We start from the raw sequence: 15,014 nt of genomic DNA, 5'->3' as shown, positions 1-15,014 counted from the left end.
AACATGAATGGAGATGTCAGCGGCGCCCGCCGCGGTTCCGCGGGTCGTTCCAGCGGAACGCTCCGTCGCTGACCGGCGCGTTGAAGCGCTGGTTGGTGAGGCGGACGGTGGTGCGGTTGTTCTGGCTGTCGAGCGCCACCCAGCCCTGGAGCATCAGCCCGCCCGGTGCCGCCGCGTTGCGCGCGAACACCATCGTCAGCCGGCCATATTCGGGCCGCTTGGGATCGTGCGCCTCGATGCTGACGACATCGGGGTTGCCGGTCGGGATCACCTTGGCGAAGCGCGAAATGTCCTGATCCGGGTTGAGCAGTATGCCGAGCGGCGAATTCTTGACCGGCCAGCGCGATACCTGCTTCACCGAATAGTCGATGAACCACAGCGAGCTGCCGTCGCCGACGATCAGCAGCGGCACGCCCTTCTCATATTGGAAGCGGACCTTGCCCGGCTTCTTGAGGGTGAGCGTGCCGGTGAGCGTCTTGCCTGCCCGGTCGGTCTGCGCAAACGCCGCGGTCATGGTCTGTGCGGCGCGCAGATGCTGCTGGACCTGGGCGAGCGTGCCCTGCTGCTGCGCAGTGGCGGGCAGGGTGACGGTAAGTGCGGCGGCGACCGCCAGAGGCCGGATAATCATGGATTTGCCAAACATATCCAAGCCTCTGTCGGTTCCGCCTTGAATGTCCCGTGAACCGGCGTGTCAGGCCTCGCTGCGCGCCTTGACGATCTTGCCGGGGGTGCGCGGCGGCTCGCCCTTGGGCAGCGCGTCGACATGCTCCATGCCCTCGGTCACCTCGCCCCACACGGTGTATTGGCCGTCGAGGAAGGTCGCGTCGTCGAGGCAGATGAAGAACTGCGAGTTGGCGCTGTTGGGATCGTTGGTGCGCGCCATCGAGCAGACGCCGCGGACATGCGGCTCGCGGCTGAACTCGGCGGGAAGGTTCGGCTCCTTCGATCCGCTCATGCCCGTGCCGGTCGGGTCGCCGCCCTGCGCCATGAAGCCGTCGATCACGCGATGGAACACCACGCCGTCATAGAAGCCGCTGTCGGCCAGCTTGGCGATCCGCTCGACATGCTGGGGCGCAAGATCGGGACGAAGCTTGATGTGCACGTCGCCGGTGTCGAGCGTCATCACGAGGCGGCTGGGAAGGTCGGCCATTTGAACTACAACTCCAAAGGATACTGGTTGCGCGTCACCTAGGCACAAGCACGCCCGGTTGCAAATCGGGGTGCGCGTCACCCCGGATTGGCAGCGCGATTCGAGCGCGTTAGAGGGGGCGCAGGCGCGAAGCAGGGGAAGGCTCGATGACCGACGAGACCGACACCACCCAGACCGCGCCCGAAAGCAGCGCGCGCGACTCGCACGATCATCTCAGCCCCGATTTCGTCCGCAACGTGCTCGATCTGGTCGAAGCCGGCGAGGTCGAGGCGGCGCGCGAGAAAGTCGAGCCGCTTCATCCCGCCGATATCGCCGATCTGGTCGAGCTGACGCCGGGCGAGCAGCGCCATGCGCTCGCCGCCGCCATCGCCGGGCTGATCGACGGCGACGTGCTCGCCGAGATGAACGACTGGGTGCGCGACGAGCTGATCGATGCGCTCGACCCGCACGAGGTCGCCGACATCGCCGCCGAGCTCGATACCGACGACGCCGTCGCGATCATCGAGGACATGGAGGAGGAGGATCAGCGCGCGGTGCTGCGTGCGCTCGACCCCGACGATCGCGCCGCGATCGAGGAAGCGCTCTCCTATCCCGAGGAATCCGCCGGCCGCCTGATGCAGCGCGAGCTGATCGCGGTGCCCGAGCATTGGAGCGTCGGCGACGTGCTCGACTATCTGCGCGGCGACGAGGAGCTGGCGACCGATTTCTGGGAGATCTTCGTCGTCGATCCCGCGCACAAGCCGGTCGGCACCTGCGCGCTGTCGTGGATCCTTCGCACCCCGCGCGCGGTGGGGATCGGTGACGTCATGAAGCGCGAGCAGACGTTGATCCCGGTCGGGATGGACCAGGAGGAAGTCGCGCTGATCTTCCAGAAATACGCGCTGATCTCCGCCGCGGTGGTCGACGACAGCGGGCGGCTGGTCGGCATGATCACGGTGGACGATGTGGTCCACATCATCTCCGAGGAAGCGGGCGAGGACGCGCTGCTGCTGTCAGGCGCGGGCGAAGGCGACATCAACGAGCCCGTGGTCGATTCGTACAAGGTGCGCGTGCGCTGGCTGATCGCGAATCTCGGCACCGCGATGGTCGCTGCGACGATCATCGGCATGTTCGAGGGCACGATCGCCAGGATGGTGACGCTCGCCGCGCTGATGCCGATCGTCGCGGGCGTCGGCGGCAACGCCGGCACCCAGACCATGGCCGTGACGGTGCGCGCGCTCGCCACCAACCAGTTGACCGAATCCAACACCTGGCGCGCGATCCGGCGTGAGATCCAGGTGGCATTGCTGAACGGCCTCACCATCGCTGCAGTGCTCGGGAGCGGGGTCGGCCTCGTCTTCCAGAATGTGCTTCTCGGCACGGTGATCGCCACCGCGATGCTCGCCAATATCGTCATCGCAGGCTGCGCCGGCGTGCTGGTGCCGCTGACGCTTGCCCGGCTGCGTGCCGATCCTGCGGTCGCCTCATCGGTGTTCGTGACGATGACCACCGATTCGATGGGCTTCCTCGTCTTCCTCGGCCTCGCCAGCGCGAGCGGGCTTGCCGGTTGAACCTGCGGCGCTTTGCGCCCAGATCGCCGTGATGCCGCTTCATCTCACCAAGGTCGCTTATGGCTGCGACAGCATCGACTATCTGCGCGAGCGCCTGGCGCTGCGCGCCGCGCACGGCCCCACGGCGTTCCTGACGACGCGCTATCTGCCCAAACGCCACGAGGAGATCGCTTCCGAGGGCGTCGAGAGCGGATCGCTGTTCTGGATCATCAAGCACCAGCTCGTCGGGCGCTCGCCGATCCTGCGCTTCGGCGAGGCCGAAGGCGGGCGAGTCGCGATCCATCTCGCGCCCGAGCTGATCCTGGTCCAGCCGCGCCCGAAACGCGCACATCAGGGCTGGCGCTACCTCGAAGGCAAGGACGCGCCGCCCGATCTCGGCACCGGCGACATGGCGTCACTTCCGCCCGAGCTGGCAGGAAAGCTGGCCGAACTCGGGATCGTCTAGCGCGCGAGCGACGGAAACGCCGCACGGAACGCCGCGATCTTGGGCTTGTCCCAGCGCACGATATACGGATGGTTAGGATTTCGCCGCGCGAAGTCCTGATGCGCGGCCTCGGCGAGATGGAACTGGCCCTGCTCGACCCTGGTCACGATCGGCTTGCCATAGGCCCCCGCCTTGCCGAGCTGCGCGATATACGCCCGCGCCACCCGCGCCTGCCCCGCATTCTGCGGGAAGATCGCCGAACGATAGCTTGGGCCGATATCCGGCCCTTGCCGGTTCAGCTGCGTGGGATCATGCGCGACCGCGAAATAGATGCGCAGCAGCGTGGCATAGCTCACCACGCGCGGGTCGTAGACGATGCGCACGGCCTCGGCGTGCCCGGTGCGTTCGGTAGAAACCTGATCGTAGGTCGCGGTCGCCTTGCTACCACCGGCATAGCCGCTGGTCACGGCGCGCACGCCTTTCACGCTCTCGAACACCGCTTCGACGCCCCAGAAGCAGCCGCCCGCGAGGACGGCGACCTGATCGCCGGGCGCGGGTGCAACATCAATGGTGGAGGGGGGAATCGCGATCGCCTTCTCGGCCCTGGCCGGCGCGATCGGCGGGGTCAGGCCAGCGACGGACATGAACCCCAGGCTTGCCAGCCCCGCAAGCGCGAGGGCGGCGATCCGCATCAGAAGAAGGGGGTTGCGGCGACGCGCTCGATATTGAGCGCGACCATGCCGATCGCGCCGAGCGAGAAGCCGGCCAGAAAGCGCCGCAGGAACTGCGACTTCAAAACCGTAAGCATCACATTGCCCTTTGTCTTGGGTTGAGGCGGAGATGGGATCGCCGCCCGAAATTCCAAGAGAAGTTCTACTTCATCGCGATGAACGGGCGCTGGCTGCGGCGTAATTCATCGTTCAGGTTGCGGCACCGGCCCGCTCCCCCACCCGGCCACCCAACGACAGTGCATTCTATGGGTGGCCGGGTGGGGAGCGGGCCGGTGCCGCGCGCCGTGCACACGGCGCCTCAACCTAACGCAGCGCCGCGCACGCTTCCTGGATGCGGCCGCACGCCTCGGTCAGCACGTCCTCGCTGGTGGCGTAGCTGATGCGCAGCGCGGGCGAGAAGCCGAACGCGCCGCCATGCACCGCCGCCACCTTGGCGTCGTCGAGCAGATAGCCGACCATCGTCTCGTCGGTGTCGATCACCAGCCCCTTGGGCGTGGTCTTGCCTATCAGCTGGCTGAACTCGGGATAGACATAGAAGGCGCCTTCGGGCCGCGGGCAGTTCATGCCGTTGATCTGGTTCAGCATCGACACGACCAGATCGCGGCGCTTCTGGAAGGCGGCGGCGCGATCCTTGAGGAACGACTGGTCGCCGTTGAGCGCGGCCACCGACGCGGCCTGCGACACGCTGCACGGGTTGCTGGTCGACTGCGACTGGAGCTTGCCCATCGCCTTGATCAGCCATAGCGGCCCGCCGGCATAGCCGATGCGCCAGCCGGTCATGGCATAGGCCTTGGACACGCCGTTCGCTGTCAGCGTGCGATCGAGCAGCGACGGGCAGACCTGCGCGATCGTCGCGAACTCGAAGCCGTCGTACAGGATGTGCTCGTACATGTCGTCGGCATAGATCAGCACATGCGGATGCCGCTCGAGCACCTCGCCCAGCGCGCGCAGCTCGGCCGCGCTGTACGCGGCGCCGGTCGGGTTGGACGGCGAGTTGAGCACGACCCACTTGGTCTTCGCGGTGATCGCCGCCTCGAGCTGCTCGGGCTTGATCTTGTAGTTCTGCTCGGCGCCCGCGGCGATGAACACCGGCTTGCCGCCCGCGAACTCCACCACGTCGGGATAGCTCACCCAATAGGGCGCGGGGATGACGACCTCGTCGCCCGCGTCGATCGTCGCGCAGAAGGCGTTGAACAAGGTGTGCTTGCCGCCCGAATTCACACTGATCTGGTTCTCGGCATAGGTGAGGCCGTTGTCGCGCGCGAACTTGCCGACGATCGCGGCCTTGAGCTCGGGCGTGCCATCGACGTTCGTGTACTTGGTCACGCCCTTGCGGATCGCCTCGATCGCCGCTTCCTTGACGAAGTCCGGCGTGTCGAAATCGGGCTCGCCCGCGCCCAGGCCGATCACGTCCACGCCCTGCCGTTTCAGCTCGAACACGCGGCTCGTCATCGCGAGCGTGGCGGAGGGCTGGATACGGTTGAGCGCGGCGGAGGTCTGCATGGATGGTCGCCTGTCTGGAGGAACGCGCGCCCTATAGGTCCGGCACGGCGTGTTTCGCAACCGTAACCGCGGAAACCAGTCCGCGCAGGGCATTGCCGATGAAGAAGCCGCCCCTCAGATCGTCCGGCGTCAGCTCCGCCTCGACCGCGCGGCCGCTCTCGATCAGCTCGGCGCGAAGCACGCCGGGCAGAACGCCGCGGCTGAGCGGCGGGGTCAGCAGCCTGCCGTCGCGCTCCACGAAGATCGAGGTGAAGCTGCCCTCGGTGAGGTAGCCTTGCGGGTCGACATAGAGCGTCTCGAACGTCTCTTCGCTGCGTGGATAGACGGCACGATCGCTGGTCTTGTGGGCAAGCCGGAAGTCGCGCGGCGCAACTTGGCGCGGGAGGATCGCCACCGTCACCGGCCCCCCGGGCGCGGGCGGCATCGGCGCCGTCCCGATCGCGACATTGCCGGCGCGCGACAGCAATAGGCGCACGCGGGCGGGGCCGCGCAGCCGGAAGGTCGCCGCCTGCAGCTCGTTGCGCGCGGCGTGCCGGTCGAACGCGAAGCCCAGCGCCTCCGCGCTCGCCTTCAGCCGCGCCAGGTGGCGTTCGAGCAGCGGGATCCCCTCCGCCGGGTCGAACGCCATCGTCTCGATCAGGTCCACCTGCCGCTGCCCCCGTGTCAGGAACGCGCCCTTGGCCAGGCACTCGTCCCATTCTTCCCCGGCGCGCGAGTCCGCCACCACGCCCGATCCCAGGCCGATGCTCGCGGTTTCGCCGCCGCCAGGCAAGTGCAGCGTGCGGATCGCGACGTTGAACGCGGCGTCGCCATTCGCGTCGATCCGCCCGATCGATCCGGTGTACGGCCCGCGCGCATCCGGCTCGACCGCGCCGATCACTTCCATCGCGCGGATCTTGGGCGCGCCGGTGATCGATCCGCACGGAAAGGCGGCCGCCAGCACGTCGCCGATGCTGGTGTCCTTGGCCAGCCGTGCCGAGACGGTCGAGACCATCGTGTGCAGCGTCGGATAGGTCTCGACCTTGAACAGTTCGGGCACCTTGACGCTCCCGGGCGCGGCGATGCGCGTCAGGTCGTTGCGCATCAGATCGACGATCATCAGATTCTCGGCGCGTTGCTTGGGATCGACCGCCAGCATGGCCTTGGCCGACTCGTCCTCCTCCGGCGTCGCACCGCGCGGCGTCGTCCCCTTCATCGGCCGCGCGATCAGCTCGCCCTCACGCAGTGCGAAGAACAATTCGGGGGAGAAGGACAGCAGCCAGTCCGCACCTGTCCAGACGATCCCGCCATAGCCTGCCGCGGCGCGCACCCGGATCGCGGCATAGGCCGCCAGCGGATCGCCCAGCACGCGCACCGCTGCGCGAAAGCTCAGATTGGCCTGATAGATGTCCCCCGCCTCGATCCAGTCGTGCACGCGGGCGAAAGCGGCGTCATAATCGGCACGGCTGATCCCCGGCCGCGGCCGCCCGACCCAGGCCCCGGCGGGGTCGGGCAGCAGCGCGGGCACGTCATCCGCCGGGACGGTTTCGTACCCGGCAAACAGTCCGAACCACAATAAAGGCCCGGAAGTGGCTGGCGCCGCCAGCTTCGGCTCCAGCGCATGCCCGGCCTCGTAAGTCAGATAGCCCGCCGCATGCAGCCCCTCCGCGCGCGCCGCATCGAGCGCGTCGAGAGCCGGCTGCACCGCTTCAGGACGATCCGCCGTCACGATCCGCACCGGATTGCGGTACAGCCGCGCATCGGCGCCGCCGGGCCGGGCATCGTCGAGCAGCACGAAGGGGGCCGGTCCAAGCATCGGCCCGCCTTGCAGTCCCGCGCGCCGCATCGCAACCCTCAGTTGCCGCTGCTCCTTTGCCAGCCTATCTCGCGGGGCATGAGCACCCCTCCCCTCCGCGCCGCGATCGTGCCGGTCACGCCGCTCCAGCAGAACAGCACGCTGATCTGGTGCACGCAGACGATGCGCGGCGCCTTCACCGATCCCGGCGGCGACCTCGATCGGCTAAAGGCCGCGGCGCAGCAACATGGCGTCACGATCGAGAAGCTGCTGATCACCCATGGCCATATCGACCATTGCGGCCAGGCCGGGATGCTGGCGAAGGAGCTGGGCGTGCCGATCGAGGGCCCGCACGAGGCGGATCGCTTCTGGATCAGCCGCCTCGACGATGACGGCCGCAAATACGGCATCGACGGCAAGCCGTTCGAGCCCGACCGCTGGCTGGTCGATGGCGACACCGTGACCGTCGGCAACCTCACGCTCGACGTCTATCACTGCCCCGGCCACACGCCGGGCCATGTCGTGTTCCACCACCCGCCGTCGAAGCTCGCCATCGTCGGCGACGTGCTGTTCCAGGGATCGATCGGCCGCACCGATTTCCCGATGGGCAATCACCAGGACCTGCTCGATGCGATCACCGGCAAGCTCTGGCCCTTGGGCGGCGACACCGTGTTCGTCCCCGGCCACGGCCAGCCGAGCAATTTCGCGCAGGAACGCCGCACCAACCCCTTCGTCGCGGATTCGGTGCTCGCGAAAAGTTAAACCGTTTGGTTGACAATTGCGGCGCCAAGGTCGTAACTCAACCATATGGTTGAACGACTCGACGCCACCTTTCACGCGCTCGCCGACCCCACGCGCCGCGGCATGCTCGCCAGCCTCGCGCTCGGCGAGAAATCGATCGGCGAGCTTGCCCAGCCCTATGCGATGAGCTTCGCGGGCGCCGCGAAGCACGTCCATGTGCTCGAGCGCGCCGGCCTGATCGCGCGGCGCAAGGCCGGCCGCACCCAGATCTGCACGCTTCGGCCCGAACCGCTCGCCGAGGCCAATCAATGGCTGCAGCAATGGGCGCGCCTCTGGAACGCCCGGCTCGACCATCTCGAAGTCCTGCTTCGCAGCATCCCCAAAGGAGAGGCGCAATGACCTATATCGACGGCTTCGTGCTCGCCGTTCCCACCGCGAACCGCGAGCGGTTCCGTGCGATGGCGTCGCGCGTGGCGAAGATCTTCGCCGATCACGGCGCGCTTCGCGTGATCGAGAATTGGGGCGACGACGTGCCCAAGGGCGAGGTCACCGATTTCTACCGCGCGGTGCAGGCCAAGGAGGACGAGACCGTCGTCTTCTCCTTCATCGAATGGCCGTCGAAGGAAGCGCGCGACAAGGGCAACGATGCCGTCGCCGCCGATCCGCGGATGGAGCAGGTGCCCGAGGAGATGAACCTCATGGACCCCAAACGCATGATCTACGGCGGTTTCACGCCGATCGTCGACGAGAGGGGAGCCTGACCGATGGCGAAGGCGACCCCCTTCCTCATGTTCCAGGGCGGCAAGGCCGAAGCGGCCTTGAGCTTCTACGCCGAGCATGTCCCCGACAGCCGCATCAACACGCTCGAGCGGTTCGGTGCCGAAGGCCCAGGCCCCGAAGACACCGTGCTGCGCGGCTATGCGACGATCGCCGGCCAGAGCGTGATGGTGCACGACAGTTTCGTCACGCACGGCTTCGATTTCACCCCTTCCTGGTCCTTCTTCGTCGAATGTGCGAACGCGGCCGAGTTCGATCGGCTGTTCGAGACGCTGTCCGAAGGCGGAAGCGTGCTGATGCCCGCGGACAATTACGGCTGGAGCACGCGTTTCGGCTGGGTCAGCGACCGCTTCGGCATCTCCTGGCAGCTCAACCTGCAATAGCCCACTCCTCCCCGGCCCCTTGCATCACGGAGTGAATCCGATGTGCGATATGGAAGTCCTCGCCCCCGACACGCTGCGCATGGTGCGCATCCTCGACGCCGACCCCGAAACCGTGTGGCGCTACCTCACCAAGGCGGAGCTGCGCCGCAAATGGTTCTCCGCCGGAACTGACGCCACGGCCGCAGGAGAGACGGTCGAGCTGGTGTTCGACCATGACGAGCTCTCCGCCGACGATGTCCCCTATCCCGAGCAATATGCGAAATACAAAGGCGCGGTCGGGCGCGAGAAGGTGGTCGAGTTCGACCCGCCGCGCGTCTTCGCGATCAGCTGGGACGAGGGCAAGGAGGGCGTGGCGCGCTTCGAACTGTCTGATGCCGGGAACGGCAAGACGCGGCTCGTCCTCACGCATAGCGGCATCACCGGCCCTGGCCCGATGGCCAATTTCGGCGGCGGCTGGCACTCGCACCTCGCCGTGCTCGAAGGCCTGCTCAAGGGCGAGCCGGTGCGCGACTTCTGGGCGCTCCACGTGCAGTCGGAGGCGAAGGTGGCGGCGGCGGTCGCCCAGTCTTGAGCTTCGGCCATGGTTGCTGACCACGATGCCTATATCGCCGAGGCGCCTGAAGACCTCCGCCCGCTGCTGGTGCGATTGCGCGCGCAACTTGCGCACGCGCTGCCTGACGCGGAGGAGGTCATCGCCTATAACATGCCGGGCTTCAGGATCGGACAATCCCTCGTCGCGGGCTATGCCGCGTTCAGCAGGCAATGCGGCCTCTATCTCCCGCCTTCGGCCATCGCGTCGCATGCCGACGATATCGCCGCTGCCGGGCTCAAGTCGACCAAGACCGGCGTCACCTTCTCGCCGAGCCGCCCGATCCCGGACGCGCTCGTCGAGAAGCTAGCCCTGGTTTCCAGAAAGGACGCGAATCGCTGAGCCTTCGACAAGCTGCTCGCGACTCCCTAGATCGGCCCCATGCTGATCCTCGGCCTCGAATCGAGTTGTGACGAAACCGCCGCCGCGCTGGTGACGGGCGATCGTGAGATCCTCGCGCACCGCCTCGCCCGCCAGGATGAGGCGCATCGCCCCTATGGTGGCGTGGTGCCCGAAATCGCTGCGCGCGCGCATGTCGAGGCGCTCGGCCCGCTGATCGAAGCGGCGCTGGACGAGGCGAAGGTGCGCCTCGCCGATGTCGATGCCATCGCCGCCACCGCGGGTCCCGGGCTGATCGGCGGGGTGATGGTGGGGCTGGTCACCGGCAAGGCGCTGGCGCATGCCGCGAACAAGCCGCTGGTGGCGGTCAATCATCTCGAAGGGCACGCGCTCTCGCCGCGGCTCGCCGAGCCGGACCTCGCCTTCCCCTATCTGCTGCTGCTCGTCTCGGGCGGGCATTGTCAGCTGCTGCTGGTCGAGGGCGTGGGCCGCTATCGCCGCCTCGCCACCACGATCGATGACGCCGCAGGCGAGGCGTTCGACAAGACCGCCAAGCTCCTGGGCCTCGGCTTCCCCGGCGGCCCGGCGGTCGAGCGCGCAGCGTTGGCGGGTGATCCCCGCGCCGTTCCGCTGCCGCGGCCATTGGTCGGCTCCGGCGAGCCGCATTTCTCATTCGCCGGCCTGAAAAGCGACGTCGCGCGGAAAGTCGGCAAGTTCGCTCCCGCCGATCTCGCCGCCTCGTTTCAGCAGGCGGTGGTCGATTGCCTGATCGATCGCACGCGCATCGCGCTCGCCAAGGCGCCGCAGGCGACGGCGCTCGTCGTCGCGGGCGGGGTCGCCGCCAATAGCGCGGTGCGCACCGCTCTCACCGCGCTGGCGGCGGAGCAGGGCCTGCCGTTCATCGCCCCGCCCCTCTGGCTCTGCACCGACAATGCCGCCATGATCGCCTGGGCCGGGGCCGAGCGGTTCGCGCTCGGGCTCACCGATCCGCTCGATCTGCCCGCGCGCCCGCGCTGGCCGCTCGATCCGGATGCGGAAAAGGTCAGGGGAGCGGGGGTGAAGGCATGAGATTGGCAGTCATCGGCGGCGGCGCATGGGGCACCGCTCTGGCGCAGGTCGCCGCGCGCGGCGGCGAGCCGGTCACGCTGTGGGCGCGTGAGGATGACGTCACGGCGTCGGTCAACGCCGCCCATGAGAACAGCCTGTTCCTCCCCGGCGTGCCGCTCTCCCGTTCGATCCGCGCCACCGGCGATCTCGCCGATCTGGCGGACGCCGAGGCGCTGCTGATTGTCGTTCCCGCCCAGTTCCTCCGCTCGGTCCTCACCCGAACCCCCGTTGCGGGCCGCCCGCTGGTGCTGTGCGCCAAGGGGATCGAGGCGGGCACGCAGAAGCTGGTGGCGGAAGTCGCGCGCGAGCTGCATCCCGATGCCCCCGTTGCCGTGCTGTCCGGGCCGACCTTCGCGCATGAGGTGGCCAAGGGCCTCCCCACTGCTGTGACCCTCGCCTGCGAAGAGGAAGGATTGCGCGATCGCCTCGCCGAGCGGCTCGCCGGCCCGGCCTTCCGCACCTATGGCTCGTCCGACGTGGCCGGCGCGGAGATCGGCGGCGCGGTCAAGAACGTGCTCGCCATCGCCTGTGGCGTGGTCGAGGGCGCGGGGCTCGGCCTCAACGCCCGCGCCGCGCTGATCGCGCGCGGCTTTGCCGAAATGACGCGCTTCGGCGTCGCGCGCGGCGGACGGCCGGAGACGCTGGCGGGCCTGTCGGGGCTGGGCGATCTCGTCTTGACCTGCTCCTCGACCAACTCGCGCAATTTTTCGCTTGGCGTCGGGCTGGGCCAGGGCCGCAGCGCCGCCGAACTGCTCGCCGACCGCCGCACCGTTGCGGAAGGGGCTGCCACTGCGCCGGTGCTGCGCGAGGCGGCGCGTGCCGCGGGGGTCGATATGCCGGTCACGGACGCAGTCTGCGCGTTGCTCGAGGGCACGCCGGTCGGCAAGGTGGTGGATGCGCTGCTCAGCCGTCCGCTGCGGGAGGAGCATGCATGAGATGGGCGGCGATGCTGCGCGGGATCAACCTCGGCAAGCGGCAGCTCAAATCGGCCGAGCTGAAGGCGGCGGTCGAGGGCCTGGGCTTCACGGACGTCAAGACCCTGCTCGCCTCGGGCAATGTCGTCTTCACTGCGGATGAGACGGATGCTTCGGCGCTCGAACGCAAGCTCCACGACGCCCTCTTCAAGGCGACCGGCCTCAAGTCCGAGATCTTCGTGCGCTCGCCCGAGGAGATGAAGGCGGTGGCTGCTGCCGACCCCTTCCCTGATGCGACGGCCGAGCGCCCCAGCTTCGTCGTCGTCAGCTTCCATCGCAAGCCCGTCGACTCCGCGGCGGTGGCGAGCCTCGCGGCGAGCCATGACGGCCCCGAGCGGATGCACGCCGAGGGACGCGAGCTCTATATCGATTTTCCCGACGGCCAGGGACGCTCGACCCTTCACCCGGCGATGAGCAAGGCCAAGCTCGATCCGGTCAACACCGCGCGCAACTGGAACACGGTGCTCAAGATACGCGACGCGCTTTAGAAGTCGACCGCGATCCCCTTGCGCTCCCAGTCGCCATAGCGCGTGGGATCCTCGCCCAGCGGATCGGTTTCCGCCTTCTTGCCCGGCTCGGGCCTGGGCACCGGCGGGCTCTTTGAGAGATAGGCGGGCGGTTTCACATGATCGGGGCGCTTGCCCATGGGTCGATCCTTGATTGAAGCAACGGCGCTGATCCCCCACATTGTGCCTGCGAAGGAGCGGATCAAGTGAACGGTTTCAAGACGACGATGCTGCTGGCGGCGCTGACGGCGCTGTTCATGGCGCTGGGCTTCACCATCGGCGGGCGCGGCGGGATGATCATCGCGCTGCTGGTCGCGGTGGGGATGAACCTCTTCACCTACTGGAACGCCGACAAGATCGTGCTGTCGATGCATGGCGCTCGCCAGGTCGATGCGGCGAGCGCGCCCGAATTCTACAGCCTCGTCGCCGGCCTCGCCCAGCGCGCCGCGCTGCCGATGCCCAAGGTCTATGTGATCGATTCGCCCCATCCCAACGCCTTCGCCACTGGCCGCAACCCGGAGAATGCGGCGGTCGCGGCGACCACCGGGCTGCTCGACATGCTGAACCGCGACGAGATCGCCGGCGTGATGGCGCATGAGCTGGCGCATGTCCGCAACCGCGACACGCTGATCATGACGATGGTCGCGACGATCGCCGGCGCCATCTCGATGCTCGCCAATTTCGGCATGTTCTTCCGCGGCAATGGCGATAATCGCGGCGCGATGGTGGCGACGCTGCTGGCGGTGATCGTCGCGCCCTTTGCCGCGATGATCGTGCAGATGGCGATCAGCCGAACGCGGGAATATGGCGCCGACCGCGGCGGCGCGGAGATCTCCGGCAACCCGCGTGCGCTCGCCTCGGCCCTCGCCAAGCTCGCGCGCGGCGCGGCGGCGGTGCCCAATCCGGTCGCCGAGCGCGTGCCGGCGGCGGCGCAGCTCTATATCGTCCCCGGCCTCGCCCGCCGCGGCGACAGCCTGTTCTCGACTCACCCGGACACCGGCAATCGTATCGCGGCGCTGGAAGCGATTGCCAAGGAAATGGGCCAGAGCGCCCCGCTTGACAGGTTCGGCGAAAACCCTGCGAATCTGTCAACTTCGTCAGCCGCTCGCCCATCGGCGCTCGGCATCAAGCCAGTGCCGCGCCGTTCCAGCGCGCTCGATCCGAACCGGCGCAGCTAGTGGGCCGTCCTCCGTCCGATCCGCCCGGCGTCCCGGCACGCCGCGCCGCGCTGCGCCTGCTCGACGCGGTGCTGCGCCGCGGCCTCGCCGTCGAGCAGGCGCTCGACGCCTCCACGGCCGGGCTCGCGCCGCCCGATCGCGGCCTTGCCCATGCCATTGCCGCTGAGGTGCTGCGCTGGCTCGCCGATCTCGATGAACTGATCGACAGCGCCACGCGCCAGCGCCTGCCCGATGACGCCAAGGCGCGCTTCGTGCTGCGCATTGCCCTCGCTCAGGCGCTTCGCCTCGGCACCCCGCCGCATGCGGCGATCTCCACCGCGCTGCCGCTGGTCGACGGCGGACCGCGCAAGCTGGTCCATGGCGTGTTCGGTGCGCTCAGCCGCAAGGGCGCGACGCTGCCCGATAGCCCCTCGCTCCCGGATCACGTCCATGCCCGCATCGCCGGCAATTGGGGCGAGCGTGTCGCCGCTGCCGCCGCGGCCGCCATCGCCGCGCCGCCGCCGCTCGACCTGACGCTGCACGCCGAAGTCGCCGGCCTGCGCGGCGAAAGCCTGCTCCCCGGCCATCTGCGCGTCACCGGCCACACGCCTGTTCCGGAGCTTCCCGGCTATGCCGAGGGCGCATGGTGGGTGCAGGATCTCGCTGCCTCGCTTCCGGCGCGCCTGCTCGCCGGCGGGACCGGCCGCGCGCTCGACCTGTGCGCCGCGCCCGGGGGCAAGACGCTCCAGCTGGCGGCGTCGGGATGGGACGTCACCGCGATCGACATCTCGGAAAGTCGTCTGGCGCGACTTTCGGAGAATCTTGCCCGCACCGGCCTGCCGGCCACGATCGTCACCGCCGACCTGCTGACATGGGAGCCGGGGTTCGAGGCCGATGCCGTGCTGCTCGATGCACCGTGCAGCGCCACCGGCATCTTCCGCCGACACCCCGACGTGCTCCACCGCGTCCGCCCGCGCGTCATCGCCGAGATGGCCGAGCTCCAGGCGCAGCTTCTCCCCCGCGCCGCGCGCTGGGTGCGCCCCGGCGGGCTGCTGGTCTACGCCACCTGCTCGCTCGAGCCCGAGGAGGGCGAGCGCCAGATCGAGCGCTTCCTGGCCGAGCATCCCGAGTTCGCGATCGACCGCGTTCTCGCCGACGAGCTTCCCGAGGGGCTGGTTGCCCATGAGCGCGGCTGGTTGCGCACGCTTCCCGGCATGCTCGTGGAACAAGGCGGCCTCGACGGCTTTTTCATGGCCAGGCTCATGCGCGTTTCCTGATGCGGGTTGCGGGCGATTCGGGAGGTGATAAA

Annotated in this window: 19 protein-coding genes; 13 read left to right on the top strand and 6 right to left on the bottom strand. The window is 68.3% G+C overall.

Going from position 1 to position 15,014, the window contains the following annotated elements:
- Positions 1-16: 16 nt before the first annotated feature.
- Positions 17-628: an outer membrane lipoprotein carrier protein LolA gene (locus tag VGD28_RS14030; RefSeq protein WP_331028968.1), complete on the bottom strand. Its 612-nt coding sequence runs from the start codon at positions 626-628 to the stop codon at positions 17-19.
- A gap of 63 nt (positions 629-691) precedes the next feature.
- A complete protein-coding gene (locus VGD28_RS14025; RefSeq protein WP_331028967.1) occupies positions 692-1,150 on the bottom strand; it encodes a peptidylprolyl isomerase in 459 nt (152 codons plus the stop codon).
- A 146-nt stretch (positions 1,151-1,296) separates the two neighbouring features.
- Between VGD28_RS14025 and mgtE the strand changes: the two genes are divergently transcribed.
- Together mgtE and VGD28_RS14015 are read left to right on the top strand one after the other, a co-directional pair.
- Entirely contained in the window at positions 1,297-2,700 is a 1,404-nt protein-coding gene (gene mgtE, locus VGD28_RS14020; protein ID WP_331028966.1) for a magnesium transporter, read from the top strand.
- Positions 2,701-2,731: 31 nt separating this feature from the next.
- Positions 2,732-3,145 carry a DUF1489 domain-containing protein gene (locus tag VGD28_RS14015; RefSeq protein WP_331028965.1) on the top strand — a complete coding sequence of 138 codons (414 nt, stop codon included), beginning with the start codon at positions 2,732-2,734 and terminating at the stop codon, positions 3,143-3,145.
- On the opposite strand, the gene msrA is transcribed toward VGD28_RS14015, so the two are convergent.
- From msrA to pabB, 3 genes are all read right to left on the bottom strand, one after another.
- Complete coding sequence (gene msrA / locus VGD28_RS14010) at positions 3,142-3,816, bottom strand: peptide-methionine (S)-S-oxide reductase MsrA (RefSeq protein WP_414714502.1); 675 nt, start codon at positions 3,814-3,816, stop codon at positions 3,142-3,144. The two genes, VGD28_RS14015 and msrA, sit on opposite strands and share 4 nt — an antisense overlap.
- Positions 3,817-4,158: 342 nt before the next feature.
- On the bottom strand, positions 4,159-5,358 hold the full coding sequence (locus VGD28_RS14005; RefSeq protein ID WP_331028964.1) for a pyridoxal phosphate-dependent aminotransferase: 1,200 nt from the start codon (positions 5,356-5,358) through the stop codon (positions 4,159-4,161).
- Positions 5,359-5,389: 31 nt separating this feature from the next.
- Positions 5,390-7,153 (bottom strand): aminodeoxychorismate synthase component I, encoded by a 1,764-nt coding sequence (gene pabB, locus VGD28_RS14000; protein ID WP_331028963.1) that lies wholly within the window; start codon positions 7,151-7,153, stop codon positions 5,390-5,392.
- Positions 7,154-7,231: 78 nt separating this feature from the next.
- Here pabB and VGD28_RS13995 point away from each other — a divergent pair, with 78 nt between their 5' ends.
- Genes VGD28_RS13995 through VGD28_RS13955 form a run of 9 tightly spaced genes read left to right on the top strand, consistent with a single transcriptional unit; the run spans position 7,232 to position 12,530 of the window.
- Positions 7,232-7,894, top strand: a complete 663-nt coding sequence (locus tag VGD28_RS13995) for an MBL fold metallo-hydrolase (RefSeq protein WP_331028962.1) — start codon at positions 7,232-7,234, stop codon at positions 7,892-7,894.
- A 45-nt stretch (positions 7,895-7,939) separates the two neighbouring features.
- Positions 7,940-8,272 carry a metalloregulator ArsR/SmtB family transcription factor gene (locus VGD28_RS13990; protein ID WP_331028961.1) on the top strand — a complete coding sequence of 111 codons (333 nt, stop codon included), beginning with the start codon at positions 7,940-7,942 and terminating at the stop codon, positions 8,270-8,272.
- On the top strand, positions 8,269-8,634 hold the full coding sequence (locus VGD28_RS13985) for a DUF1428 domain-containing protein (RefSeq protein WP_331028960.1): 366 nt from the start codon (positions 8,269-8,271) through the stop codon (positions 8,632-8,634). The genes VGD28_RS13990 and VGD28_RS13985 overlap by 4 nt, the downstream gene beginning before the upstream one ends.
- Before the next feature lie 3 nt (positions 8,635-8,637).
- Positions 8,638-9,033, top strand: coding sequence for a VOC family protein (locus VGD28_RS13980; RefSeq protein WP_331028959.1), 396 nt, complete (start codon positions 8,638-8,640; stop codon positions 9,031-9,033).
- Positions 9,034-9,073: 40 nt separating this feature from the next.
- Entirely contained in the window at positions 9,074-9,604 is a 531-nt protein-coding gene (locus VGD28_RS13975) for an SRPBCC family protein (protein WP_331028958.1), read from the top strand.
- Between the two features lie 9 nt (positions 9,605-9,613).
- Positions 9,614-9,964 (top strand): DUF1801 domain-containing protein, encoded by a 351-nt coding sequence (locus VGD28_RS13970; protein ID WP_331028957.1) that lies wholly within the window; start codon positions 9,614-9,616, stop codon positions 9,962-9,964.
- A gap of 39 nt (positions 9,965-10,003) precedes the next feature.
- Positions 10,004-11,029, top strand: coding sequence for a tRNA (adenosine(37)-N6)-threonylcarbamoyltransferase complex transferase subunit TsaD (tsaD, locus tag VGD28_RS13965; RefSeq protein ID WP_331028956.1), 1,026 nt, complete (start codon positions 10,004-10,006; stop codon positions 11,027-11,029).
- A complete protein-coding gene (locus VGD28_RS13960; protein WP_331028955.1) occupies positions 11,026-12,003 on the top strand; it encodes an NAD(P)H-dependent glycerol-3-phosphate dehydrogenase in 978 nt (325 codons plus the stop codon). Before tsaD ends, VGD28_RS13960 begins: the two co-directional genes overlap by 4 nt.
- Positions 12,000-12,530 (top strand): DUF1697 domain-containing protein, encoded by a 531-nt coding sequence (locus VGD28_RS13955; RefSeq protein ID WP_331028954.1) that lies wholly within the window; start codon positions 12,000-12,002, stop codon positions 12,528-12,530. The genes VGD28_RS13960 and VGD28_RS13955 overlap by 4 nt, the downstream gene beginning before the upstream one ends.
- On the opposite strand, the gene VGD28_RS13950 is transcribed toward VGD28_RS13955, so the two are convergent.
- Positions 12,527-12,688 (bottom strand): DUF1674 domain-containing protein, encoded by a 162-nt coding sequence (locus VGD28_RS13950; RefSeq protein ID WP_331028953.1) that lies wholly within the window; start codon positions 12,686-12,688, stop codon positions 12,527-12,529. The genes VGD28_RS13955 and VGD28_RS13950 overlap by 4 nt on opposite strands.
- A gap of 66 nt (positions 12,689-12,754) precedes the next feature.
- Between VGD28_RS13950 and htpX the strand changes: the two genes are divergently transcribed.
- Both htpX and VGD28_RS13940 read left to right on the top strand, forming a co-directional pair.
- A complete protein-coding gene (gene htpX / locus VGD28_RS13945) occupies positions 12,755-13,726 on the top strand; it encodes a zinc metalloprotease HtpX (protein ID WP_331028952.1) in 972 nt (323 codons plus the stop codon).
- Entirely contained in the window at positions 13,726-14,982 is a 1,257-nt protein-coding gene (locus tag VGD28_RS13940; RefSeq protein ID WP_331028951.1) for an RsmB/NOP family class I SAM-dependent RNA methyltransferase, read from the top strand. The genes htpX and VGD28_RS13940 overlap by 1 nt, the downstream gene beginning before the upstream one ends.
- The last annotated feature ends 32 nt before the right edge of the window (positions 14,983-15,014 follow it).

Origin of the sequence: Sphingomonas sp. (assembly GCF_036402235.1) — a bacterium.
In the GTDB taxonomy this organism is placed as follows: domain Bacteria; phylum Pseudomonadota; class Alphaproteobacteria; order Sphingomonadales; family Sphingomonadaceae; genus Sphingomonas.
Note: the sequence above shows the minus strand (reverse complement) of the source record. Positions and strands in the feature narration are given on the sequence as shown.

Coding starts and splice junctions, on each gene's coding strand:
- VGD28_RS14030 (WP_331028968.1), bottom strand. CDS start 628: ATGATTATCCGGCCTCTGGCGGTCGCCGCCGCACTTACCGTCACCCTG.
- VGD28_RS14025 (WP_331028967.1), bottom strand. CDS start 1,150: ATGGCCGACCTTCCCAGCCGCCTCGTGATGACGCTCGACACCGGCGAC.
- mgtE (WP_331028966.1), top strand. CDS start 1,297: ATGACCGACGAGACCGACACCACCCAGACCGCGCCCGAAAGCAGCGCG.
- VGD28_RS14015 (WP_331028965.1), top strand. CDS start 2,732: ATGCCGCTTCATCTCACCAAGGTCGCTTATGGCTGCGACAGCATCGAC.
- msrA (WP_414714502.1), bottom strand. CDS start 3,816: ATGCGGATCGCCGCCCTCGCGCTTGCGGGGCTGGCAAGCCTGGGGTTC.
- VGD28_RS14005 (WP_331028964.1), bottom strand. CDS start 5,358: ATGCAGACCTCCGCCGCGCTCAACCGTATCCAGCCCTCCGCCACGCTC.
- pabB (WP_331028963.1), bottom strand. CDS start 7,153: ATGCTTGGACCGGCCCCCTTCGTGCTGCTCGACGATGCCCGGCCCGGC.
- VGD28_RS13995 (WP_331028962.1), top strand. CDS start 7,232: ATGAGCACCCCTCCCCTCCGCGCCGCGATCGTGCCGGTCACGCCGCTC.
- VGD28_RS13990 (WP_331028961.1), top strand. CDS start 7,940: ATGGTTGAACGACTCGACGCCACCTTTCACGCGCTCGCCGACCCCACG.
- VGD28_RS13985 (WP_331028960.1), top strand. CDS start 8,269: ATGACCTATATCGACGGCTTCGTGCTCGCCGTTCCCACCGCGAACCGC.
- VGD28_RS13980 (WP_331028959.1), top strand. CDS start 8,638: ATGGCGAAGGCGACCCCCTTCCTCATGTTCCAGGGCGGCAAGGCCGAA.
- VGD28_RS13975 (WP_331028958.1), top strand. CDS start 9,074: ATGTGCGATATGGAAGTCCTCGCCCCCGACACGCTGCGCATGGTGCGC.
- VGD28_RS13970 (WP_331028957.1), top strand. CDS start 9,614: ATGGTTGCTGACCACGATGCCTATATCGCCGAGGCGCCTGAAGACCTC.
- tsaD (WP_331028956.1), top strand. CDS start 10,004: ATGCTGATCCTCGGCCTCGAATCGAGTTGTGACGAAACCGCCGCCGCG.
- VGD28_RS13960 (WP_331028955.1), top strand. CDS start 11,026: ATGAGATTGGCAGTCATCGGCGGCGGCGCATGGGGCACCGCTCTGGCG.
- VGD28_RS13955 (WP_331028954.1), top strand. CDS start 12,000: ATGAGATGGGCGGCGATGCTGCGCGGGATCAACCTCGGCAAGCGGCAG.
- VGD28_RS13950 (WP_331028953.1), bottom strand. CDS start 12,688: ATGGGCAAGCGCCCCGATCATGTGAAACCGCCCGCCTATCTCTCAAAG.